The sequence below is a fragment of the Marinobacter sp. DUT-3 genome (assembly GCF_050379435.1).
Classification (GTDB): Bacteria; Pseudomonadota; Gammaproteobacteria; order Pseudomonadales; family Oleiphilaceae; genus Marinobacter.
Window position 1 is genome coordinate 1076021 of the sequence record NZ_JBNRMG010000001.1, and the last position, 23204, is coordinate 1099224.

Consider the following 23204-nt stretch of genomic DNA (forward strand, 5'->3'; position numbering starts at 1 on the left):
TACCCTCAGTTTATTCCCTTGTCCACGCTTGCCCTATGCGACTTATGTAGGCTTTTTGTCACCAGAATGAAAGAAGCCCGGACGAATCCGGGCTTCCCTGTGGCCATCGGCGGGTTGCCCCGCACGTTAACGGCAGCTATTACTGCCAGATAACCGGCTGGCGCTGAGCGTACCAGCTGTCCACTTTCTCCTCGTAGGCATCTTCCACCACGTTGCGCTTCAGTTTCAGCGTTGGCGTCAGGAAGCTGTTCTCGATGGACCACTCATCACTGACCACGGTAATGAACGCCAGTTGCTCGTGGGGGTCAACGGTCTTGTTCACTTCCTGAATCAGGTCCTTGAAGCTGTCTTCCAGTTCCTTGCGGAAAGCCTCGTCCGCCAGTTTCGGGCGGGTTTCCTCGCCCAGCATCACCAGCGCGTGTGGCTGGGTCTGGTTGGCGCCGGAGACACACACCATCTCAATGGCATCGTGGGACATCAGGCGGTTTTCAATCGGCGCCGGAGCAATGTACTTGCCCTTGCTGGTCTTGAAGATTTCCTTGATGCGGCCAGTCAGCTTGAGGCGGCCCATCTCATCGATCTCACCCTTGTCACCGGTCTTGAGGAAACCGTCTTCGGTGAAGGTTTCGCGGGTTTTCTCCTCATCCTTGTAGTACCCCATCATGGTGGCCGGGCTCTTCACCAGCACCTCGCCCTGATCGCTGATCTTCACTTCCACCCCGGGCAGCGCCTCGCCCACATAACCGGTGCGGGAGCGTCCCGGCTTGTTCATGTGGGAATAGGCAAAGTTCTCGGACATGCCATAGCCTTCCAGCAACTCAAGCCCCAGGTTGCGGTACCAGTCCAGCACATCGTGGGACAGCGGCGCGGAACCACTGCCGGCCAGCTTCACCTTGTCCAGACCAAGCCCCTTAAGAACTTTCTTTTTAATCAAGCCGCTTACAAGAGGAATCTTAAGCAGTTTATCAAGCTTCTGCTTGGGCAGCTTCTGCAACACGCCGTGCTGGAACTTCACCCACAGGCGCGGCACGGACAGGAACAGGGTCGGCTGCGCGCGCTGCAGATCCTGCACAAACGTGTCCAGGGATTCTGCGAAGAACAACTGGAAACCGGAATACAGCGACCCCAGCTCCACAAACGTGCGCTCGAATACGTGAGCCAGCGGCAGGTAGGAGAGCATGCGCTCGTCCGGGCCCACGCCCAACACTTCGGTACCGCCTGCAGCCGCATAGGCCATGTTGCGGAAACTCAGCATAACGCCCTTCGGACGACCGGTGCTGCCGGAGGTGTAAACAATGGTGGCCAGCTCGTCCGCGTCGCGGGTGGTGTTTTCTTCCATCGGCGGGAACTTGGCGACCAGGTCATCCCAGGTTTCGAAATCGTTGGGCGGGCTCAGCGGGTAAGACACGCAACGGACGCTTTCGGGCACGCCCGGCTTCATCATGTCCCAGTCATCCAGCTTGCCAATGAACACCACCTCGCATTCACTGTGATCCAGGATATAACTGACGGTGTCGGCATTCAGGGTCGGGTACAGCGGTACGGAAATGTGGCCCGCCATCCAGATCGCCCAGTCGGACATGATCCAGTGCGCGCAGTTCTTGGAAATAATGCCCACCCTGCTCTTCTCAGGCAGGTTGAGGGACTTCAGGTAAGACGCCATGCGGCGGGCTTCATCAACGGCACGTTTCCAGGTGTATTCAACCACCTGTCCATCGCCCATTGGCTGTGTCATGTACAGGGAATCGGCCTTGGCCTTTTCCCAGTAATACACCATATCCAGGGGGAGTTTGTTTGTTGTGTCCATGGACCTTTCCTTGCTTACAGTTATTTGAGTTATTGGGAACTGCGTGTGTCGCGTGAGAGCCGGCCTCTTTGCGGGCTTATAAGACTTTCGTAGCGTATTGCAACACACCTCCTCTCGTCAAAACGTGATGGCGATAAAGTTATTGCATTTATCATGTTTTTACCGATTTTCTGCAACGCTTTGATACGAATCAGGTAACTTCCCCTACCCCGCTATCTGTTTCCGTGTGGTAAACTTCCGCACCTTTAAAACCATGAATCACCGCTCAACACTCTCGGGAGAAAGGGCTTATGGCCAAGAAGACTCTGCGAACCCTGATTGGTGCAACCCTGCTGGCCGCAGCGGGACTGGCACAAGGCGACGAACCACGGGTGGTTGCCGTCACCCAGATTGTGGAACATCCGGCCCTGGATGCGGTTTACCAGGGGGTCAGGGATGAACTGGCCGAACAGGGATTCACCGAAGGCGATAACCTTGAGGTCATGCATGAGAGCGCCCAGGGCAATGCCGCCATCGCCTCTCAGATTGCCCGCAAATTCGTGGGCGAAGGTCCCGATGTCATCGTTGCCATCGCCACGCCTTCAGCGCAGACCATGGCCGCTGCCGCCCGCAACATCCCCGTGGTGTTCGCCGCCGTCACCGATCCGGTAGGCGCCAAACTGGTGAAGAGCCTGGAAGCCCCGGGCGCCAACATCAGCGGCGTTACCGACATGCTGCCGATTGAACACCACATTGACCTGCTGGAACGCCTGGTTCCAGACGCCAAGACCATCGGCACCGTTTATAACCCCGGTGAAGCCAACGCCGTCGCCCTGGTGGAACTGCTGGAAGAGCGCCTGGAAGCCCGCGGGCTGACACTGGCCAAGGCCGCCGCCACCAAAACCTCTGAAGTGCTGGGCGCGGCCCGCTCCCTGGTGGGCAAGGCCGATGCCATCTACCTGACCACCGACAACACCGTAGTCAGCGCCGCTGAAGCGGTTGTATCCGTAGGTGAGCGCGCCAAGATCCCGGTTTTCGCAGCGGACACCGCCACCGTCAGCCGTGGCGCCGTTGCAGCCCTCGGCTTCGACTACTACGACCACGGCCGCCAGGCCGGCAGCATGGTCGCGCGGGTGCTGAACGGCGCCAACCCGGGAGAAATGCCGGTTGAATCCGTTGACACGCTGAACCTGTTCGTGAATCCCGCAGCAGCCGAGCGCATGGGCATTACCCTGTCCGAAGATGTGCTGAACGATGCCCAGGAAATCGTCAAAAGCGATAAGTAACACCTGACTCAATACGGGCGGGCCTCACAAGGGCCCGCCCGTATTCTTTTACAGCGAATATTACCCATGCTCAGTGACATTGCTCTATACGGCGCTATCGAGACCGGTCTGATCTACGGTCTGGTCGCCTTCGGTATCTACCTCTCTTTCCGGGTCCTGGATTTTCCGGACCTGACCGTCGACGGCAGTTTCCCCCTCGGGGCGGCCGTCGCCGCCATGCTGATTCTTGCCGGCTGGAATCCCTGGATCGCCACCGGCGCCGCCATACTGGCCGGCATGGCCGCCGGTGCGGTCACCGCCCTGCTCAACGTCAAGCTGAATATCCTTAACCTGCTGGCGTCCATCCTCACCATGATTGCGCTCTATTCCGTGAACCTGCGCATCATGGGCCGCCCCAACGTGGCGCTGTTGACCGAGGAAACCGTGCTCACGCCCTGGTACGACCTGGGGCTGGCCTACCACCAGGTGCCGGTGCTGCTGTTCGTGATCGTGGTATTCGTATCCCTGATCCTGCTGTGGCGTTTCATGAAATCCGAAACCGGCCTGGCCATGCGTGCCACCGGCGCTAACGCCCGCATGGCCCGGGCCCAGGGCATTGCCACCGGCGGCATGATCATTCTCGGTGTTGCCCTGTCCAACGGCCTCGTTGGCCTGGCGGGCGCGCTCTTCGCCCAGAGCCAGGGCGCAGCGGACGTCACCATGGGTGTGGGCGTGATTGTGATCGGCCTGGCGTCGCTGATTGGCGGCGAAGCGGTGATTACCCCCAACACAGTGATCAAGGCTCTGATTGCCTGTGTGGTGGGCGCCATCATCTACCGGCTGGCCATCGCCTTCGCCCTGAACGCGGAGTTCCTCGGCTTGCAGTCGCAGGATCTCAACCTGATCACGGCGGTACTGGTCACCCTGGCCATCGTATTGCCCGGTGTGCGCACCTCGGTTGCCGCCCGCTTCACCCGCAAAAAAGCCTGAGAGGTACAGCATGATTAGCGCAACGGATCTCAGACTGACGTTTGGCAAGGGCACGCCCCTGGAAAACCCCGCACTGCGGGGCATGAGCCTGACCGTCAACCAGGGTGAGTTTGTCACCGTGATCGGCAGTAACGGCGCCGGCAAATCCACCTTCCTCAACGCCCTCGCCGGCGAAGTGATGGTGGACAGCGGCAAGATCATTGTCGACAACCAGGACGTCACCAAACTGCCCACCCACAAACGCGCGGGCAGCGTTGCCCGGGTGTTCCAGGACCCGCTGGCCGGCACCTGCGAAGGGCTGAGCATTGAGGAAAACCTGGCCCTGGCCATCAAGCGTGGCCAGCGCCGTGGGCTGACCGCCGCGGTGAAGAAAGAGTACATGGAGCAGTTCCGCAACAGCCTGTCTTCACTCAAGCTCGGGCTGGAAAACCGCCTGGGCGACAAGATGGGCCTGCTTTCCGGTGGTCAGCGCCAGGCCGTCAGCCTGCTGATGGCCAGCCTGACGCCCTCCGCCATCCTGCTGCTGGACGAGCACACCGCCGCGCTGGACCCCAAAACCGCCGCGTTTGTGCTGGAGCTCACCACCCAGATCATCGAGGAGCAGAAACTCACCGCCCTGATGGTCACCCACAGCATGAAGCAGGCGCTGGAGGTCGGTGACCGCACCGTGATGCTTCACCAGGGCGAAGTGGTGTTTGATATCGAAGGTGAGAAGCGCAAAGGTCTGGAGGTCAAAGACCTGCTGGGACTGTTCGAAAAGCAACGGGGGCTGGAAATCGACGACGACAGCCTGTTGCTGGACTGACAGACTCAACCCCGGAACCACAAAAAGGCGGGACAGGGTCCCGCCTTTTTTTCGGCCATTTTTTAACCACAACATGTTGTGCTTTGTAGGCCAAACGTCCAACCTGGCGATTTTCCGGGCAATTCCCCGGATTCAAGCCCTTTTCCATTGATTTTCTTTGCCTGAGACCCACAAGCGATAGTTGTCTTCTTATTCACAGACCACTATATCCTGTTATACTCATTCGAAAGACGCCCATATATAGGGTCGCATGGATATTTTCTGACCATCGCCCAAATAAGCCGCCAGGGTCGCCACGGCCGCCAGCTACAGGCATGGCCCTTCCCCGGAAAACGGCAAAAAGACCGGCGAGGTCAACACCACATATAGTGGTTTTGTTCAAAAAGAGCGCAATCCGGCCAGGACACACACCCTGGCCCGTAAAAATCAGCACGTTCCAACTGGGGTATGGTTGTATTCGGGGTCACCGACAGCCATTTATTAAGACATACTGGAAGATTGAGGGTGGCAATGAACGCTAAAGCACAGGCAGTGATAACAACAATTCCAATGCAGGAAGCTTCGCTCGACATCTGGAGCAGCAAGTATCAGCTCAAGACCAAAACCGGCGAACCCGTCGATAAGGACATCAACGCTACCTACGAACGCGTAGCGACTGCCCTTTCCCAGGTGGAAGCCAAGGCCAACCGCGCCAAACACATGAAGGACTTCATCTGGGCCCTTCAGCACGGCGCGATCCCGGCGGGGCGTATTACCTCCAACGCCGGCGCCGAGGCCCACAAACCGGCCACCTCCACCATTAACTGTACCGTGTCTGGCTCTGTTCAGGATTCCATGAACGACATCCTGGAAAAGAACCACGAAGCCGGCCTGACCCTGAAAGCCGGCTGCGGCATCGGCTACGAATTCTCCACCCTGCGCCCCCGTGGCGCCTACGTGGCCGGCGCCGGCGCAACGACGTCTGGCCCGCTGTCGTTCATGGATATCTTCGACCGCATGTGCTTCACCGTGTCTTCCGCCGGTGGCCGCCGTGGCGCACAGATGGCCACCTTCGACGTTCACCACCCGGACATCATCGACTTCATCCAGGCCAAGCGTGAAGACGGCCGCCTGCGCCAGTTCAACCTGTCGCTGCTGATCACCGAAGACTTCATCGAAGCCGTCCGCAACGGTGACGACTGGCACCTGTCCTTCCCGGTCACCGAGAAAGAAGTGGAAGAAGAAGGCCTGGACCTGAACGATCCGGAACAGTTCGTGTACCGCGACTTCCCCATTCTGGAAGGCTACGTGGTCAATGATGAAGGCAAGGTTGCGTGCCGCATCTACCGCACACTGAAAGCCCAGTTCATCTGGGACACCATCATGACCAGCACCTACGACTACGCAGAGCCCGGCTTCATCCTGATCGACAAGGTCAACCAGATGAACAACAACTGGTTCTGCGAAGACATCCGCGCCACCAACCCCTGTGGCGAGCAGCCCCTGCCCCCGTACGGCAGCTGCCTGCTGGGCTCGGTGAACCTGACCAAGTTCGTGGACTACCCGTTCACCGACAAGGCCAGCTTCAACTATGAGAAATACCGCAAGGTGGTGGGCATCTTCACCCGCATGCTGGACAACGTGGTGGAAATCAACGGCCTGCCGCTGGAAGAACAGCGCCACGAAATCACCTACAAGCGCCGCCACGGCATGGGCATCCTCGGCCTGGGTTCCACCCTCGCCATGCTGCGCATGCCCTACGGTTCTGAAGAGTCCGTACAGTTCACCGAAGAAGTGGTGCGCGAGATGGCCGTGGAAGGCTGGCGCCAGTCCCTGGCCCTGGCCGAAGAGAAAGGCCCGGCGCCGATCATGGACGACGAGTTCGAGATTACCCCCAAAATGCTGTCCAAGTGCCCGCAGCTGAGCGAAGACGGCTACAAACTGGGCGACAAGCTCAAGGGCAAGCTGCTGCACGCCAAGTACAGCAGCTACATGCAGCAGATTGCCGGCGTGGAACCGGAGCTGATCGAGAAACTGGCCGAGAAAGGTGGTCGCTTCACGCACCACACCTCCATCGCGCCGACCGGCACCATCAGCCTGTCACTGGCCAACAACGCCAGTAACGGCATTGAGCCGAGCTTCTCGCACCACTACGCCCGGAACATCATCCGCGAAGGCCGCAAGACCAAGGAAAAAGTCGACGTATTCTCCTTCGAACTGCTGGCCTACCGCCACCTGGTCAACCAGGGCGCCATGCCGTTCTCCGAGGACGAAGACAAGAAGCTGCCAAGCTACTTCACCACCTCCGATGACGTCACGCCGACGCAGCACGTGGATATCCAGGCCGCGGCCCAGAAGTGGGTGGACTCTTCCATCTCCAAGACCGCCAACGTGCCCACGGACTTCGCCTACCCGGACTTCAAGGGCATCTACATGTACGCCTACGACAAGGGCCTGAAGGGTTGCACCACCTTCCGCTTCAACCCCGAGGCGTTCCAGGGTGTACTGGTGAAAGAGAAAGACCTGGAAAACACTCTGTATGAATTCACACTGGACGACGGCAGCAAGGTGACCCTGAAGGGCAACGAACAGGTGGAGTACGACGGCGAGATCCACAACGCCGCCAACCTCTTCGACGCCCTCAAAGAAGGCACCTACGGTAAATATTGATCCGGGAACCCGACACAGGACAACGAACATGACAGTTAAAATCAGCAACAAAATCGTCGGCTACCGCGTAAAGAAAGCCGACCCCGAAGCCACCGAACACCAGGCGCCGGTGCACGCGGAAACCAAGCCCGTTGAGATGAACGAATACATCGAACGGCCGGACTTCCTGCTGGGCACCACCTACAAGATCAAGCCGCCGATCGCCGAGCACGCGATGTACATCACCATCAACGACATCCTGCTCAACGAAGACACCGACCACGAAAGCCGGCAGCCGTACGAAGTGTTCATCAACTCCAAGTCGATGGAACACTTCCAGTGGGTAATCGCCCTCACCCGTGTTATCTCTGCGGTCTTCCGCAAGGGTGGCGACGTGACCTTCCTGGTGGAAGAGCTGCGCAGCGTGTACGACCCCAACGGCGGCTACTTCAAGAAAGGCGGCGTATTCATGCCGTCCCTGGTGGCTGAAATCGGCGCCGTGATCGAGAAACACCTGAAGGCCATCGGCCTGCTGGAAAACGAGGAAATGAGCGAAACCACCAAGCGCATCCTCGCCGAAAAGCGCGCCGAATTCGAAGCCGGCCACTCCACGGCCACCAACGACGAAAAGGCCAGCGACTACCCCGCCAACGCCACCATGTGCGGCAAGTGCAGCACCAAGGCGGTGATCGTGATGGACGGGTGTGCGACTTGCCTGTCTTGTGGCGATAGTAAGTGCGGTTGAGGTGATTGACCGGTGATTGATGAAGAAGGCCTGGAGTGAAAGCTTCGGGCCTTTTTTGTTTGGGCCGCCGTAATCGTTTGACCGTTTCGTTATTACGTGGCGATATTACGGCTGAGCTAGGCATCCGGCTCGCAACATCTTGAAATCTAGGCTACTTTTAGACGTATATTCTATATTTCTGCGTAATAACGACGCGCAATAATATTGAAGTCATGTTTTGGAATAATGAAGCGTTCTGTTAAGTACGTTGTTAGAGGTATACGAGTTCATGGAGCTATCTGAAATTCGAGGACAACCTTTAAGTATGTTAACTGCCGACTGGCTAGAGTGTCAGGAGTGCAGTGTGCTGGACCGTAACAAAGAGCGGATGAGAAAAGGATTTGAATGCCCCGCATGCGGTTACAAGAGTTCAGGTGGTAGGATGCATTTCCATATAAACATTCACATCCTCATTGACTTGATTCAAGAGTCCTACCACAGTCCACCAGGTGGCGCTGGATACGACCAGCTATATGAAGGCGATGGGCCCCACGATATATCCGTCGTAATATTTTTTTGCACACTAAGGGAAGCTTTGCTTGAAAATCTGATATCTCGCTTGATGAGTAATCAACACCTTCCAGATGGTGTTCAGGAGAGGCTTCTTGCGGACAATAAATCCCACATCCAAAAACAAGATAAGCTATTTCGCGCGTTGACTGGCGACAAATGGAAAGAGGCTGTCCAAAAGGCTAGTGCAGCGGTCGTGCTTGACTATGTTGCGATAGATGAATTCGTACAACACGCGGCTAACATTAGAAACGAATTCATACACAGCGGTCGCAAATGGGCTATTAATAGAGAGCTTAGCAAAGCATGTGTGGATCATGTCTGGGGGCTTATCAATGTGTATGTTTCGCTACATAATCTTTATCTGCATAAGTGCAAAAACCTCTAACAAGCCGCTCAAAAACGACGCTGAAAATCGCGCGTTTTAGCGGGGGCGTTGAACTAAACCGCTCGCTACCGCGAAGCGGTTTAGTTCAACACCTAAGCATTTAAAGGTCATGCTGCGCACGACCATTAAATGCTTAGGTGTTATGTTTCCGAGTTACCCACGAAGTAGAGTAAGGAGAAGGTATGAAGAAGTTTGCAGTAACACTGTTTTTGGTTGCCTCGATGTCAGGTTGCACCACGGCAGGTCCGTATGTGACGAACATCTCAAGCGATGGCAACAATGGACTAAACATCGAAAAGTGTGGGGTAAAGCTAAATGCCTTCATGGGGACTGTTTCTACAGTTGATTGCACTTCCCAGCAAGTGAAGCTCAGCCGCAACTAAACATAACCATGCCAGCCACGGCGACGGTTACTGCATTGCGGCTTCGCCTCCATTCCGTAACCGCGCGTGCTGAGCGGCGTTATACAAAAAGAGGAAGTTAAATGTTCTTCGACCCGGAATTTATCGCAAAGGTGGAAGAGAAACCTATCGAAGGTCTGGTTGAGGCCTGCAAGATGGCAATCTCTGCGCAAGACGAACTAGATAATGGGCAAGATTGGACTGACCAAGAACATGAGTTATTGTGGGATGCATCGACATTCGTGGATTTAGTAATAAAAGCTAACGACTTAGATTTAGATATAGAGCTTCCTGAGCCCTCGATAAATATTCATGAGAATTGCAATGCTCTTAGGGCATATCTTGAGGAAGTTGAAAAAGCTCTTCGAGGAGAAGCAACAAAACTCAAAATCAACTTCTTTAAAAAACGGTATGACACCGCACTTAAGTCATCATTTGCTTATGAGTTTACTCAAGGTGATCTTGAGCGCGTTCAATTTCTTATAAATGAAATTAGAACACATATCTCTCAGGTAGGGGATCTAGAGCAGGGACATAGGCAGCGCCTTCTAAAAAGACTAGAGAACTTACAGGCTGAGTTGCACAAACGTGTCTCGGATCTTGATAGATTCTGGGGGTTGGTAGGCGACGCTGGGGTAGTTCTTGGAAAGCTAGGTAAAGATGCCAAGCCAATTGTAGACAGAATAAGAGAAGTTGCAGAAATTGTTTGGAAAACTCAGGCTCGGACGGAAGAATTACCCAGTGGCACTGATAACCCCGTTTTAGAGCAGAAGCCAGACGTATAACCAGTAGTTGCATTTCGTTACGTCCCCGACGGGCCTCCACTGGACGACCTTGGCAGGGCGCCGCTGAACAAAAACTACATGGACTCCCCCTGCGGTCAAGCAACGCCATTTGAATCCGAAGCGGTTTGAGACTGCAGCTCTACATTCGGCCTCTTTTTGGGCGCTTTTGCCCGGGCCAGGATGATTATGCGTGTGAGTGATGACCTCATTCGTTGATATGACTCCCCACGTCAAGAGGCATGAGCTCATCCAAGCCCATTTTTCAGAGCTACGATCCCGCTGTTAAAGGGCGGGTCCGGACAGACGCTGAGGCCAGTAATCGTCGACGGTTTTGACGCTGATATCCGTGGGTTCTCACCACCTTACTTTTCCGTCGTGAAGCCGGTCCTCCGTCTAGGAACGAGCGTCTGGCCTGAGGCTTCAGCCAGGCTTCCTAACTCGCGTCGAGGGTTGCTTCACACTCCGCGGCCTGGGGCGCCTGTCCTGTCCCATAACCGTTGTCATAGCATCAACCTTGGATCGGGTTTGGCGATCACCACTTCCCGGGCAATGGCCCAGATGTGGCCGACCAGTTCTCTGGCAATGGCGGCCACCACCACGTTCCGATGTTTGCCGCGCTGCATTAACGTTCGATACCGCCGACAAAGCCGAACTTGCGCATCCCAGGCCTTTTCCACGATGGCCTTGGGCAGATCTTCCTGTCGCTGCTGAAGGATTCGTGAGGTCTTTGCCGGGTATCGATAGGCATGAGCGGCCTCGATCAGCATGCGCCTTGCCCGTTTGTTGCCGGCACAGGTCAGTGGCCCGATTCGTCGCCGGGGACCACTGAAGCGTTCACTCGGTGTCAGACCGACATAGGCCATCAGCTTCCTGGGGTTATCGAAACGCTGGAGATCGCCCAGTTCGGCCACCACACTGGTGGCGACCAGCAACTGGACGCCCCGGAGCGCCTGCACCGCTTTGACCAGGGGATAGAAGCGCCATCGGCGCACCTGGTAGGTGAGTTCGTTGTCGAGCCGTTCCAGGCGCTTGTGGCGTTCCACAATGGTGTAGAGCATTTCCCGGAACACCGTGTTCTGTGCCGGGGTGGGCATCACCAGTTCCGAGAGCCAGCGGATGTGCGCGGCCGACCAGTTGGCGGTGCCGGTGTACCGGATATCGTGCCTCAACAGGAACGCCTTGAGCTGGCTCTTGGCATTCTTGAGATCCCACATGGCGGTCTCCCGGGCCCGGGAGAGATCGCGGATGGCCTCATCTTCCGGCTCTGGCACATAGATGGGATCGATATCGCCGTTGCGCAGCAACTGAGCCAGCTGCATGCAGTCGCGTTTGTCGGTTTTGACTTGCTGCCCGGGCTTTTTCGGAATCAGCGACGGTGCCACCACAAAGCAGGGATAACCCCAGTTGGACAACAGCCGATAGAGCCAGTAACCGCAAGGGCCGGCTTCATAAACGAACTGAAGCTGACACTTGGGATTGCGGGATTCAAACTGCCTCACCATTTTGCGGATGGCGTAGTGCTGGGTACCGATGGCACCCAGGTAAGTGACCGGTTCTGTTCGTGAATCTGTGGCGTAGGCCACAGCGATGGAGTCTTTGTGCGTATCCAGGCCAATGAACAGTGTGCTATGTTTTTTCATGGTGCTGCCCCCCAAATTTTACGCTGGTGACAGGTAAATTATGGCTCTGGCTGAGGCTAACCCACGAGGTGGGGGCAGCCCCCTAGTGGGGAGTCATAATGTCTAGGCATCATGGGAGAATTCCGTGGCTAATGAAATGCTCGAAGCACTAACAAGAGGGATTGGAGCAGAGGTCGGAAAGCCTGTGAGAGTGTCGTTCTTTGAGAAGGAGAGATTCATAAAGCAGAACGAGAAATTCCAACGGTGCGCGGCTTGGCGCAAGCAGTTAATCCTCGATGTGGCGGCACTTTCGATATTTCACCAGCTAGTAATTCTCCCCTATCACGGCGCTACAAATTTTTATACTGACTCGAAGAAGTCAGGCATAAGTCGTATACGCATGGGAACTCAACACCTCGATCGTGAATTTATTTCGATAGCTTCAAAAGTTACGCGTCAATTCTTTGCAATAACACAGGAATTTCAGATCCACGTTGAACACTTGCACATCTCAAATATCTCTGAGTTTGTTGAATTTTGGATAGAGCGCTCTAAAGAATATGGCTAAGTCACCCTATAAAGACAGAACGCTACTGCTTAAGGAGATTTCTTCCTTTACTACTCGAAATGGTGGTTTTTTTAAGCAAAATGCCAAACGAATGAGTGACCTTTTTGAAATGTCGGTATACAACGATGCAGTAAAGTTTTATCGGCGAAAAAAGTACACAATCCGAGCAAAAAATATCATGCGAGATGGTACTTTCAAATACAAACTGTCAACTTCCGGCCTAAATGAAAACTTTTCTTATTTTCTTGCTGAGAAAATAAAATCTGGAAATACTATTGATTGTGTTGAGATTCATCATAATATTAAAGTTCAATCCAGCCATGATCCACACATATATTTTTCAGCTGATGTATCTATTACGAAAAAAGACGGCACCTCAACCGAAAAGCAGAAAAATAATAGGTCACATAGCTACATTCCAAGCGGAAAATTAATTACTTTTTTCGAAGTAAAGAATATGAACCCATTTCCAGAGGTTCTTTTTAGCTTCTCCGGAATTATCTACGAGATTAAGCCCGAATTTCTGCTTGATCCAAGTGCTTTAGGTATTGATTTTGGAAGAAAGCATCTTACGCCATGTTTAGTTTTTTCTGGAGGTGGTGGACAGCACGTGGAATCGGTTTGCGACAAACTAGGTGAAAGATACGGTTGCAATATAATCCGTGGTCTATACATCAACAAAGGAAAAATATACTCATATGATAAACTCAAAACATATGATGGCTAGCACGGCGACGTCCACTACATTGCGCCTTCGGCTCCATTCCGTGGGCGCGCATGCTGCAAGCGTTAGCTCAATTAAACGGAGGTTCTTTTGAGCCCAAGAGTATTTATCTCATACAGCTGGTCATCCCCTGGGCATCAAGCTCGCATTCGTCAGTGGGCTGAACAGATGGTCAGTGACGGAATTGACGTTATTCTCGATGTGTGGGATTTAAATGAAGGCGACGACATGTATGCTTTCATGGAAAGAATGGTTGTAGACAAATCCGTAACCCACGTGCTTGTTTTCTGTGATTCTGAATATGCCTCCCGAGCTGATGCTCGTAGGGCGGGTGTTGGGACAGAGTCTCAGATCATTTCGCGAGAAATATATTCGAAAGTTCAACAATCGAAATTCATCCCTATCGCCTGCGAATTCAGCGAAGAAGGCGAGCCTTTTCTGCCGACGTTTTTCAAGTCCCGAATTTTCATAGATTTTTCTAGCCCGGAAGCTGCGAATGATAATTGGGAGCAGCTAATTCGTGTGATATACGGCAAGCCGGCGCATCAAAAGCCAGCTTTAGGCAAAGCGCCGACTTATTTGTCTGCTAGCGCATCCGCTCCTGCCAGTCCTGCGGTATCGAAATTTGCCACGCTGAAACAGGCGTTAATTCACAACAAGCCTGGAATAAAGCATTATCGTGAGGACTTTCTTGATGCATGCTATTCATTCGCCGACGCACTGCGGATTAGAACGAGACCAGAGGTAGAAATCACTGGTGATAAGGTTCTCGAGGACTGTGGCAAGCTTAAGCTAGTGCGTGATCATGTTGTTGACTGGGTATTGTTTGAATCGGAAACAGACTGTTCGAACGAGTTCAGCGAAGCACTAATTAAATTTCTTGAGCGACTGCTTGAGTTCAAGTCTCGACCGCAAGAGGTGAGCTCTTGGAGCGACTCTTGGTACGAAGCTCACAGAGTGTTCGTCTACGAGACGTTTTTGTATATCGTCGCTGCATTGATTAAAACTGATAACTTTAGTGCTCTTCATATTATCCTTACTAGCCACTACCTTTTGCCAGAGACGGAATCTCATAGCGGAGAGCTCTTTTCAAAATTTGACACGTTTTATGGTTACTCAGAAACACTCCAGGTTCTCGCTCCAGAAGGTAAAAAACTCCATGCGCCTGCTGCCGAACTTATCAAACGGCAGTCGGATCGGACCGATTTACCGTTTGCGACGGTTATGGAAGCTGAGCTTCTTGTTTTGATGATGGCTTTTGTCAGCGATGATGCCCGCTGGTACCCGCAGACACTTCACTACTGTAGTCGTGGCGCAGCATTTCCCTTTTTCCTTAGAGCATCTCGGCATCGAGACTTCCAAAAATTAATCCAAATCACCGGTTTCGATAGTGCGGATAAACTTCGAGAAGCCGTCAAGTCTGGCCATAAGAGGCTCGGGGTTGAGCGATGGAGCAATTTCTGGTTGACCGACCGTTCGTTTTGGGCACACATGAATATGGAGATGCTGGATACAATTAAATGAGCTAACAATCACAGTCACAGCGACGTCTACTCCATTGCGGCTTCGCCTCCATTTCGCAGCCGAGCGTGCTGTTGGCGTTAGATGTTCGAGTTCGCAATTAAGCATGGAGAGTTGAAGTTGCAAGAGATTAACCTATCGAAACATAAAAATTGGATTGCATTGGTAATAACTGGTGTTATCTCGGCACCGATAATCCCTCTTGGTGCCGGGCCTGATATGTACATCCTTCGGGAAAGTCATCTTGTCGACGCAAAGCTACTAGGGATAAAAGAAGCCTTAAAAGGGTCCTTTGAAGATTTTGGTTTTGAAGCTTCAGAAAGGATTACTCTAAACGACCCAAAATTACTTTTGGTTCCAGTTACAGAAATTTCCGATGAAGCAATTAGGAATGCTCTAATTATTGCCGATATGGCGCTAGCATTTTTTAATAGGAAATACTTTTCTGCAAAGGCTAGGTTCTTAAATTGGGATAGGAAAGAAGGGCGAGCTATTGGCATTACATATGCCGATGGTGTTATCACACCCATCATGAGCAATTTTTCTCATTCAGGTCCAGCAATCGTTCAAGCAGTAGAGTATGATTTTTGGGATTGGCTTTTAGCGGCTTCTTTGAGAAATGAGCTGTCAGAGCTGGGAGAAGCACTCTACAAGTGCATTGAGTGGGAGAGGGAGTCACAATTCTCATCCCATATTACACACAAGTTCGCGTTTAATTGGATTGGTCTAGAAGCAATGATGCCACAGGGAGAGTGCCAAGAAAGTGCGCTAGTCAGACGTTATTCGCTAATTGTAGGAGCTCCTAGAGGAGCTGATTCTAAGATTATTATGGGTGATGACCTCAAAAAAGGCTTCTTTGAGCAACACAAAAATAAAAACTCAAAGGCATGGGTTAAGTCTATTAAGGAGATGTATCATTACAGGTGTTCTATCTTGCATGATGGCTCAAGTGACTTAAGTTCCGATGAAATAGAGCCTAATAAAGTAGATTGGTTTTATCATCTAACGAAAGCGTTGAATTTTAGAGTTTCAGGCCTTGCAGTTAATGCTCTTGTAGATAATGTAGAAACAATCGAAGATTTTTGGGAAAACTACGTTATTGACTATTTGTATAGTGAGAAGAACCACTGGGCTAATAATGGTACTTTTCATCAAGATCATATAATAGAGTTTGACTGGAAAAATGGCACTTACCCCGACCACATCTAACAAGCGCAGGCATAGGGACAAAATTTCCGCTGCGCTCCAAAATTGCCCATGCTGCGGGCGTTAGGCAAAGATTAATCTATGAATTACTTATACGTTACAGCTCTACTTGGGATGAATATTCCGGAAAAGATTAAAGACCCTATCCGAATAGGTAGTGATCTTTATCTAACGAATAACTCTTCTCATTTCGTTAACGGAATCCGGCCAGAGCAGGCTCTAGCGATAGGTACGCTGGAAACAGGCTATTTATTTAATGGCAATCCAGTAATCTATTCTAGGAAAGCTACGAAAGGAATCGACGAGTCACATGCAGATATCGTTAAATTTATGCGCGATTGCCTGGCTTTTTTGTGCTCTCTATGGGTGGTTGAGGACAATAGTGTAAATTTTGAATTGGGCTTTGCCATATCATCAAGAAATGGTCACGTACATAGCAACTCTCTTTCATATCATTACTGGACATGTGGAGGGGAAAAGCAAGAATTTACAGCGGACTCTGAACGTTTAAAGAAAATCTGCGATGAATTTGGGGAGCAATTTAAAGGAATAGCAGTCTCCGATGAGCCAACTTATACAATGCAGCGGAAGGAAGTCGGTAGAATTGGTTTGGGACTTAATTTCTTACAACAAGCACGTTCTACACCTGACCTTGGGTTGAAAATCGCAAACTATTGTTCTCTATTTGAAGTTTTACTAAGCACTACAAACGTTGAGTTAACCCATCAAATGGCAGAGCGTGCAGCCTTCTATCTGCGTGATGATCCGCTAGAAAGATTGGAATTCTATAATAAATGTAAGCGATCGTATGCGGTGCGTTCTAAAGTCGTTCACGGCGCTTTTTTATCCAAAAAAGACATTCCCGATCTACAAGAAATAGCTGGGCACTGTGATAAGGTTGCAAGAGAATTAGTTATAAAGTATCTAAATGATGAGGAGTTTCAGTCGGCAATTGATGACCCATCGAATGAGAAGCTCGATACTTTTTTCTTAAAGAAAATATTTGGTGTGAAGGATGAAATTTCCTAACACATATGAGCCTTCTCGGAATCAATAGGCAATAGTCATTTTTTTGGCCGCGCCAGCGGCCAACTTAAACCCATGAGCGAGAACGCCTGCCTCGTTAGTCTCGCTGGGCTGTCAGGCACTTACAGAAAACACATATAGGGGCTCTCTTATGTGGTGCTCCCCCCTATGTGTCAGCGTAGTTGTCCAGTTGGCAAATCCGTCTAATTCCCAATAACCGGCGCAGACCACCATACTGGCTGAACCAATATTATAGGCATCAGCGCCAAAGCGATGCCCCAAAACACCACAGCCTTTGCCCTGCCCCGCTGGTAGTAGTATGACGCAGCCCATAACAATGCACTGACAACCAAAACAATCAGGTACAAAAATACTGCGTAAACCCCAACACCCTCTCCGGCAACAATGAACCGGCTGAAAATATAAAAGATCCACGCTTGCACGGCCGTAATCAGCAGCAACGCCGCCGGATATAGAGCTTTGCGTAGCATCAATGCATTCATTACCTCACTCCCACCCGGTAGAGCTCCTCGGCAAGCTTGCGCCGTCGTTCATTTCCAGCTTCAGAGGGTTCAGCATAATAGAAATGCCCTTCTGAATCCGGCATCTGGCTCGCAAGTAACGGCAATTCCATGAAAAGCTCGATTACGCTCATTCCGGCGTAAATTGGGTCTCCATGTTCATCGAGATCAATAACAACCACTTTGCGAATGTCCGTGATATCTCTCAGCATTCCCAGGAAAGACTGGCTAATCGGGCTGCCAATCAGGACAAGGTGATCAACAACAGTGCCCTGCCTCGCGTATTTGGCGGCAAGTTGCGCTGCCACCACTGAGCCGTAGGAGTACCCTATTAAATTGAACTGACTGGCTGTCGGGTTTGTGGCAACGCGCAGTAACATGGGAAAGCGCGGGTCATAATCCCGGCCCAGAACTGACCCAACAGCCGCATCCATTGCCGTTCCGCCTGACCATTTGTCTCGGTCAACATACATCGCACTGTTAATACCCGCTTCCCTCATGGCCTTGACCATCGGCCTGACATAGGCCCCGTCCATGCCCGCTCCGGGGAAGAAGTATGTACCAGAGATTTGTTCTCCCGGCTGAGTACAGCACTCGCCTTCCAGCGGGCCATAATTCTGAGTGCGATCATTCGTTGTTACTTCAGCATTGAGTTCTTCATTACCACCAGAACTATCGCTAACGTCATCAGACCGTCTCGCCGCATTAAGCTGAGCGATTTCGCCCTGACCGGAGCCATGCCCACGCTGTGATGAGGGTCTGGTTCGCATGGTCCGTCAGATCCCCCGGTTCAGAATAGCGGCCGTGCCGACTGGCTAGTCTTCCTGTTGCTCCTGATCTGGCGGGTGAAAGCCTACAGTTCCTTGTGAGCTGGACTTCTGTACGGTCCAGAACTGGAAAAAGCAGTATCTGCGGGTTAGTCTGAATGAAACCACAACAAGGAACCGCCCCATGAAGGATATAATGAGGCCCATGTTCGCGGGTGCTGATACACCTCGGCAACCAGACTCACCGCTCCGGCTCCAGCCCCCGAATTACTTAATCCTTATACGTCGCCCGATAGCAGCTGCCCTGGCGGCTTAGTCCAACAGACATTTAAAGGTCATGCTGCGCACGACCATTAAATGCTTATAAGTTAGGCAACCGAGGTACCGACCCGAAATAGCGAGGGATTCGAGATGGCAAGTAAACCTTTTTCAAGCTCTCGCCGTGCGGTGCTGTCCCACATTGGAACCGCTGCGGTCGGAGGGGCTAGTGTTATGCTTCCGCCCGCTACTCAGGCAGCTACAGCCACGTCGGCAGAAAAAATCCCAGAGGACCTTCTCCTAAGATTGGGTGAAGTTGGTAACTTTGCTGCAGTTCAACTCATCGATATAGCTACTGATATCGAGCTCGACTTTACAAAGGTTGAACAAAACATCCGAAGCCAAATGTCAGATGTTCTTCCGCAGGCCGAGAAATACAATTTGCAATTGCTTTGGCAGCACGAACAGATTCTTCTTGCAAAGAGAATGCAGCAATTTGACGTGAGCACTACGAAATATGTTGCGGATGCCATGCGAGATCCGCGTGAAATTGAAATTGAGACATCGAAAACATGTGGAGAGGTTTTAGTACTCATACTGTTGGAAACCTTCGGTATTGGCCATGGGGTCAGAAAACAGGTTACGGACGCTCTCGAGAAACGCGGACTCTATACTCTCGCTAATGAAATAGGCCAAGCTGCAAAGCTGAAGGACTGGGTGAGAGCAACTATGCTGCTGCGGAAATTCTTTATATCGTTGTCAAACGAGAAAACGCTTGAGCTTCTTGAAAAAGCCATTGGAGAGGATGCGTTCAGAAAGGTTTTAAAATCTATGGCTAGTCGGTTTGTTCCTTGGCTAGGTTGGGGGCTCATGGCTGCCTCGTTTGCAACTTCGCTTAATGCCAACTGGGATAGACTTCAAGAATGTGAATGGTAGCTGTAATAGGCATATCGCCTAATCGGGTAGCTAGGGGGGTATCTACCCCAGCCCCCACAACACACTGCACCGATGCGTCGGACCGACGGCTCCGCACAGGGCGTTTCACCGGGAATGGTGAAGCTTTATCCATCCATCACGCAAAGATACCCAATCCTTCGGCTTTCAGGTAGTCATGGGATAATGCCTGCTGAATACCAGGCGTCTTGGAGTTACGCTAGGGTCCCTTGCTGCTTTCGGGGTTAGCCTAAAGTGAGAATTCATGGAACGGTTTGAGATCGAGGTAAATAAAAAGGGTCACCTCACTAAGCGCGAGTCGTTCGATCTCGAGTTCAAGCAATCATTTCATTACGGGGATTCTTTGCATTTCTACGTGCGGTCTCTGGTGGGCATGGCAAATAATCGTGGTGGTCAGATCGTATTCGGCATTAAGGACAGGCCACGGGAACCAGTAGGACTACAGAATGACAAGTTTGATAACCTCGACCCCACAAAGCTGAACGCTATTATTCTGGAATATTTCTCTGCTGACCTAAGTTACTCGATTCATAGCTTCGACTGGCAGGGGCGAAGTTTCGGCATCTTGTCGGTACAAGAAGCACGGGTAAAACCAATTGTTTGCCGAAAGAGCCAGGGCAAGCAGTTGAGAGAAGGAGCGATCTATTATCGGTATAGGGGTGAAACGAAGGAAATCCGTTACTCTGAGTTGGCGGCAATACTCGACGCTGAGCGGGAGAAGGAAAAACAACTGTGGATGTCCCACATACAAAAAATAGGTGCGGTAGGACCGAGCCAGGTTCACATTCTAGATACTGCTCGAGGTGAGCTTTCAGTTGGCGACAAAACAGTACTCATTGACAGCGATGTTATCGATAAAATCAAGTTCATTAGAGAAGGCCACTTTGTTGAAAAGAAAGGGGCGCCAGCCTTAAAGCTTGCCGGTGACATATCTGGAGTTTTGGATGCAGATCGCATCATCTACGCTGAGAGCGCGTATCCTTACACGACGGCTCACGTTTTGTCAGAGACGGGTATAAATCAGTACGAGTTCCAAGCTGTTGCGTGGAAGTACAAAATAAAAGGAAACCGGCAGTATCATACGGAAGTCACTACTGGGCAAAAATCCAAGATAAACAAATACTCTAAGGCATTAATAGATCTTATTCGTGCCGAGGTCCGTCAAGATCCCGATATCATAAATAAGGTGAAGCGTCAGTTCTCGACGTGGAAACGAAAAGCTAACAAATGAATTAAGCCGACCAGTTTTCCGCTACCGATCAAAACTGGCTGCCTATTCAAAGCGTTAGAGATCAAAAGAGGATAAGACTAAAATGAATCAAACCATACATCGGCCGTTCGTTTTTCTTGTTGATTCGCCGTCTCACCAAGACCTCTTTGATGGTTATAGCATCGGGATGGCATTAAGAGACGCGCTAAGAGCTATCAGAATCCCCTGTTTCTATACACTCGCCACAAGCAAAGTTAATATTGAAACTACTCTACTACATCGACTTCCCGATGCGATCCGTCAAATGCAGCCTTCGCATAACATTAACTCTATTCCTTTCGTTCACTTATGCATGCATGGTGCGGATATGGGAGTTGGACTTACAGATCACTCTTTCTTGGCGTGGATTGAGTTAAGAAACCTTTTGCTTACACATAAAATGGTCAAGGGCCACGATCCATACATATGTATGGCCTCCTGTAATGGATTCAATGCTACCAATATGGCTACGGCTTTTGACCCAGCGTTTAGCGCACTTATTGGAAATACCGGCGCGGTCCTCCAATCTGATGTTACAGTCGCCTATCTGTCTTTCTACAATCATTTATTTTTCAAAATGGCGAATCTTGATCAGGCAGTAATCGCCATGAGGCAGGCTTCTGGTGATCGAAATTTCTATTACACCTTTGGCGAACAGGTAAAAAACCAGAAGTTCTCAGAAATGCAGTCTCAGTTTGTAAACAATCCGTGGCCGAACCCGCAACCGAGCTGGTAAATATGATCTCTAACATCTATAAGATCTCCCGAAGTCAAGGAGCTGTCGTCGGACGGTTTTTCCGTCGCTTCGTTCCTCCAAAACCACCGCACAGCCCGGCTTTAGAGCGAATTGATGGACAGATACTCAAGTTTTGAAGTACTTAAAGCTGAGCAAACTGAGGGGCGCGATTTTCGCGTTCAGGTGATGATGCGAGAGGAGGCTACGGTAGCTGTGATAGCCCCTCACGGTGGGGCAATTGAGCCAGGCACATCAGAGTTGGCCTTAGCTATTGCAGGAGAGCAGCTTAGTTTCGCGATTTTTGAGGGCACCAAAGCAGCCCAGAACCGAGACTTGCACATAACGAGTACAAATTTCGACGAGCCTCGTTGTACCGACGTGGTCGTGCGGTCTCGTATTGTTGTAGCGATACATGGTGAAAGCAGCCTAGAGGAAACGGTATTTATTGGCGGTGCTGATGCACTGCTTAGCTCACATATAGGCAACGCACTTGAAGAGGCAGATTTTGCGGTGCGCGAGCATGAAAATCCGAACCTTCAAGGGAAATCACGAGCGAATATCTGTAATCGCGGAACGAGCGGAGCTGGCGTTCAATTAGAGCTATCCCGCGGCTTGAGGTCTAATCTCTTCGAGTCTCTCCGTACAGCCGGAAGAGTACGCCAGACTCAGGTGTTCCATCAATTTGTCGATGCCGTGCGTCAGGGACTAAGTCATGCAGGCCTGCTCTAACAAAACGGTCAACCGGAGACCAAATGCATTCTGCTGTTGGTTCCCTCTACTGTGGCTCCGGCGCCGGTTACCTCAGCATTAGGCGAAGCACAACTCCAAAGCGGGGTGTTTGCTTTATGAAAGACGTTCTTATTCCTCTTGGCCTGCTTCTCTTCATTGCGTTGTTTGGCTATGCCATAGTTCATTCGGCACGAAAGCAGCGAACGGCCAAGAAAAAGGTATTTGAAGAATTTGCCAGGAAGCAGGGATTCTCTTACCTCGATGAAGACGATGGGAAAGTACAGGCATTCGCCCAGGACTTTGATGGTATCGGGCGATTCTGGTCGCCATCTCTCGGTAAGGTTATCTCGAAGGATGTCGTCAGTGGATCAACAAACTCATCAGAAATACTCCTTTTCCGTCACAGTATCCGCTATTCAGAGGGCTGGGCGAGAGAGTGGTTCGTTGCTGGTTTGACTGCGACCGACCACATTGCCGACCGGTGTTCGGTACAGTTCTGCAAGAGAAGATCGCACAAAAGCACCATGTATCTTCAAGACGACATAGTAAAAGAGCAGGCTTTTGGGTCTTTTAACATGATGGTTGTCAGAGCAGAAAGTACTTCACATGCCGGGGAACTAGTGAATGATCATGTCCTGAAGCAATTAGCGGCCTTAGCCAAGACGCTTTCTTTCCGGCCCGAAATCCAGGTGCGCGGAAAACGCGTAATTGCTTATCTTGCCGACCGGAACGCTACAATCGAGGATGTGAACATCATAGGTGATCTGCTTGAATTCGCTAAAAAAGCGGTCAGCATCTGAAGGAAAGCAAAACCGGGACAGATTTATTTATTCCTGGGGTTAAGGGTGGCTACGCTTATGTGCTTTCTCGGTCTGTCTGGGTTCGGATGATCATTCACTGGGCTGCAGTATCGGCTTGTGTGCTTTGTCTTGGCGGCAGACATCCTGAGCTGGAATTGTAATGAAGAAATCGGAAGCAGTTGAA

Annotated in this window: 22 protein-coding genes and 1 pseudogene; 18 read left to right on the forward strand and 5 right to left on the reverse strand. The window is 51.5% G+C overall.

Features of this window, described 5'->3' with window-relative positions; genetic code table 11:
* Window positions 1–139: 139 nt before the first annotated feature.
* Window positions 140–1807: an AMP-binding protein gene (locus ACQUWM_RS04850; RefSeq protein WP_428921352.1), complete on the reverse strand. Its 1668-nt coding sequence runs from the start codon at window positions 1805–1807 to the stop codon at window positions 140–142.
* A 290-nt stretch (window positions 1808–2097) separates the two neighbouring features.
* Between ACQUWM_RS04850 and ACQUWM_RS04855 the strand changes: the two genes are divergently transcribed.
* The 8 genes from ACQUWM_RS04855 (at window position 2098) to ACQUWM_RS04890 (ending at window position 10342) form a co-directional block, all read left to right on the forward strand.
* A complete protein-coding gene (locus ACQUWM_RS04855; RefSeq protein WP_428921353.1) occupies window positions 2098–3072 on the forward strand; it encodes an ABC transporter substrate-binding protein in 975 nt (324 codons plus the stop codon).
* A 66-nt stretch (window positions 3073–3138) separates the two neighbouring features.
* Window positions 3139–4041, forward strand: a complete 903-nt coding sequence (locus ACQUWM_RS04860; protein ID WP_428921354.1) for an ABC transporter permease — start codon at window positions 3139–3141, stop codon at window positions 4039–4041.
* Between the two features lie 10 nt (window positions 4042–4051).
* Window positions 4052–4846 carry an ABC transporter ATP-binding protein gene (locus ACQUWM_RS04865; protein WP_406984212.1) on the forward strand — a complete coding sequence of 265 codons (795 nt, stop codon included), beginning with the start codon at window positions 4052–4054 and terminating at the stop codon, window positions 4844–4846.
* 510 nt (window positions 4847–5356) lie between these two features.
* The gene (locus ACQUWM_RS04870; RefSeq protein ID WP_428921355.1) at window positions 5357–7495 is read left to right on the forward strand and encodes an adenosylcobalamin-dependent ribonucleoside-diphosphate reductase; all 2139 of its coding nucleotides are present in this window, start codon (window positions 5357–5359) and stop codon (window positions 7493–7495) included.
* Between the two features lie 28 nt (window positions 7496–7523).
* Window positions 7524–8219: an NrdJb gene (locus ACQUWM_RS04875; RefSeq protein ID WP_407000798.1), complete on the forward strand. Its 696-nt coding sequence runs from the start codon at window positions 7524–7526 to the stop codon at window positions 8217–8219.
* A 343-nt stretch (window positions 8220–8562) separates the two neighbouring features.
* Window positions 8563–9156 (forward strand): hypothetical protein, encoded by a 594-nt coding sequence (locus tag ACQUWM_RS04880; RefSeq protein WP_428921356.1) that lies wholly within the window; start codon window positions 8563–8565, stop codon window positions 9154–9156.
* A gap of 182 nt (window positions 9157–9338) precedes the next feature.
* Window positions 9339–9539 (forward strand): hypothetical protein, encoded by a 201-nt coding sequence (locus ACQUWM_RS04885; RefSeq protein WP_428921357.1) that lies wholly within the window; start codon window positions 9339–9341, stop codon window positions 9537–9539.
* Between the two features lie 101 nt (window positions 9540–9640).
* On the forward strand, window positions 9641–10342 hold the full coding sequence (locus ACQUWM_RS04890) for a hypothetical protein (RefSeq protein ID WP_428921358.1): 702 nt from the start codon (window positions 9641–9643) through the stop codon (window positions 10340–10342).
* Window positions 10343–10842: 500 nt separating this feature from the next.
* On the opposite strand, the gene ACQUWM_RS04895 is transcribed toward ACQUWM_RS04890, so the two are convergent.
* Window positions 10843–11982, reverse strand: coding sequence for an IS110 family transposase (locus ACQUWM_RS04895; RefSeq protein ID WP_428921359.1), 1140 nt, complete (start codon window positions 11980–11982; stop codon window positions 10843–10845).
* A 124-nt stretch (window positions 11983–12106) separates the two neighbouring features.
* Here ACQUWM_RS04895 and ACQUWM_RS04900 point away from each other — a divergent pair, with 124 nt between their 5' ends.
* The 3 genes from ACQUWM_RS04900 to ACQUWM_RS04910 all read left to right on the forward strand — a co-directional run bounded on the left by ACQUWM_RS04900 (window position 12107) and on the right by ACQUWM_RS04910 (window position 14777).
* A complete protein-coding gene (locus ACQUWM_RS04900) occupies window positions 12107–12529 on the forward strand; it encodes a hypothetical protein (RefSeq protein WP_428921360.1) in 423 nt (140 codons plus the stop codon).
* Window positions 12522–13256 carry a hypothetical protein gene (locus ACQUWM_RS04905; RefSeq protein ID WP_428921361.1) on the forward strand — a complete coding sequence of 245 codons (735 nt, stop codon included), beginning with the start codon at window positions 12522–12524 and terminating at the stop codon, window positions 13254–13256. Before ACQUWM_RS04900 ends, ACQUWM_RS04905 begins: the two co-directional genes overlap by 8 nt.
* Before the next feature lie 87 nt (window positions 13257–13343).
* Window positions 13344–14777: a TIR domain-containing protein gene (locus tag ACQUWM_RS04910; RefSeq protein ID WP_428921362.1), complete on the forward strand. Its 1434-nt coding sequence runs from the start codon at window positions 13344–13346 to the stop codon at window positions 14775–14777.
* Window positions 14778–14786: 9 nt separating this feature from the next.
* Here ACQUWM_RS04910 and ACQUWM_RS04915 read toward each other — a convergent pair.
* Window positions 14787–14882, reverse strand: a pseudogene (locus tag ACQUWM_RS04915) (hypothetical protein); the annotation flags it as partial.
* A 12-nt stretch (window positions 14883–14894) separates the two neighbouring features.
* On the opposite strand from ACQUWM_RS04915, the gene ACQUWM_RS04920 reads away from it, so the two are divergent.
* Window positions 14895–15983 (forward strand): hypothetical protein, encoded by a 1089-nt coding sequence (locus ACQUWM_RS04920; RefSeq protein WP_428921363.1) that lies wholly within the window; start codon window positions 14895–14897, stop codon window positions 15981–15983.
* Between the two features lie 78 nt (window positions 15984–16061).
* On the forward strand, window positions 16062–17009 hold the full coding sequence (locus ACQUWM_RS04925) for a hypothetical protein (protein ID WP_428921364.1): 948 nt from the start codon (window positions 16062–16064) through the stop codon (window positions 17007–17009).
* A 200-nt stretch (window positions 17010–17209) separates the two neighbouring features.
* Here ACQUWM_RS04925 and ACQUWM_RS04930 read toward each other — a convergent pair whose 3' ends face one another.
* Together ACQUWM_RS04930 and ACQUWM_RS04935 are read right to left on the reverse strand one after the other, a co-directional pair.
* Entirely contained in the window at window positions 17210–17509 is a 300-nt protein-coding gene (locus ACQUWM_RS04930) for a hypothetical protein (RefSeq protein ID WP_428921365.1), read from the reverse strand.
* Window positions 17509–18297: a thioesterase domain-containing protein gene (locus tag ACQUWM_RS04935; protein WP_428921366.1), complete on the reverse strand. Its 789-nt coding sequence runs from the start codon at window positions 18295–18297 to the stop codon at window positions 17509–17511. Before ACQUWM_RS04935 ends, ACQUWM_RS04930 begins: the two co-directional genes overlap by 1 nt.
* A gap of 408 nt (window positions 18298–18705) precedes the next feature.
* On the opposite strand from ACQUWM_RS04935, the gene ACQUWM_RS04940 reads away from it, so the two are divergent.
* From ACQUWM_RS04940 to ACQUWM_RS04960, 5 genes are all read left to right on the forward strand, one after another.
* Window positions 18706–19488, forward strand: a complete 783-nt coding sequence (locus ACQUWM_RS04940; protein ID WP_428921367.1) for a hypothetical protein — start codon at window positions 18706–18708, stop codon at window positions 19486–19488.
* Window positions 19489–19750: 262 nt separating this feature from the next.
* The gene (locus ACQUWM_RS04945; protein ID WP_428921368.1) at window positions 19751–20737 is read left to right on the forward strand and encodes an RNA-binding domain-containing protein; all 987 of its coding nucleotides are present in this window, start codon (window positions 19751–19753) and stop codon (window positions 20735–20737) included.
* Window positions 20738–20819: 82 nt separating this feature from the next.
* Complete coding sequence (locus tag ACQUWM_RS04950; protein WP_428921369.1) at window positions 20820–21491, forward strand: hypothetical protein; 672 nt, start codon at window positions 20820–20822, stop codon at window positions 21489–21491.
* Between the two features lie 114 nt (window positions 21492–21605).
* Window positions 21606–22220 carry a poly-gamma-glutamate hydrolase family protein gene (locus tag ACQUWM_RS04955; RefSeq protein ID WP_428921370.1) on the forward strand — a complete coding sequence of 205 codons (615 nt, stop codon included), beginning with the start codon at window positions 21606–21608 and terminating at the stop codon, window positions 22218–22220.
* 116 nt (window positions 22221–22336) lie between these two features.
* Entirely contained in the window at window positions 22337–23020 is a 684-nt protein-coding gene (locus ACQUWM_RS04960) for a hypothetical protein (protein WP_428921371.1), read from the forward strand.
* Window positions 23021–23204: the final 184 nt, after the last annotated feature.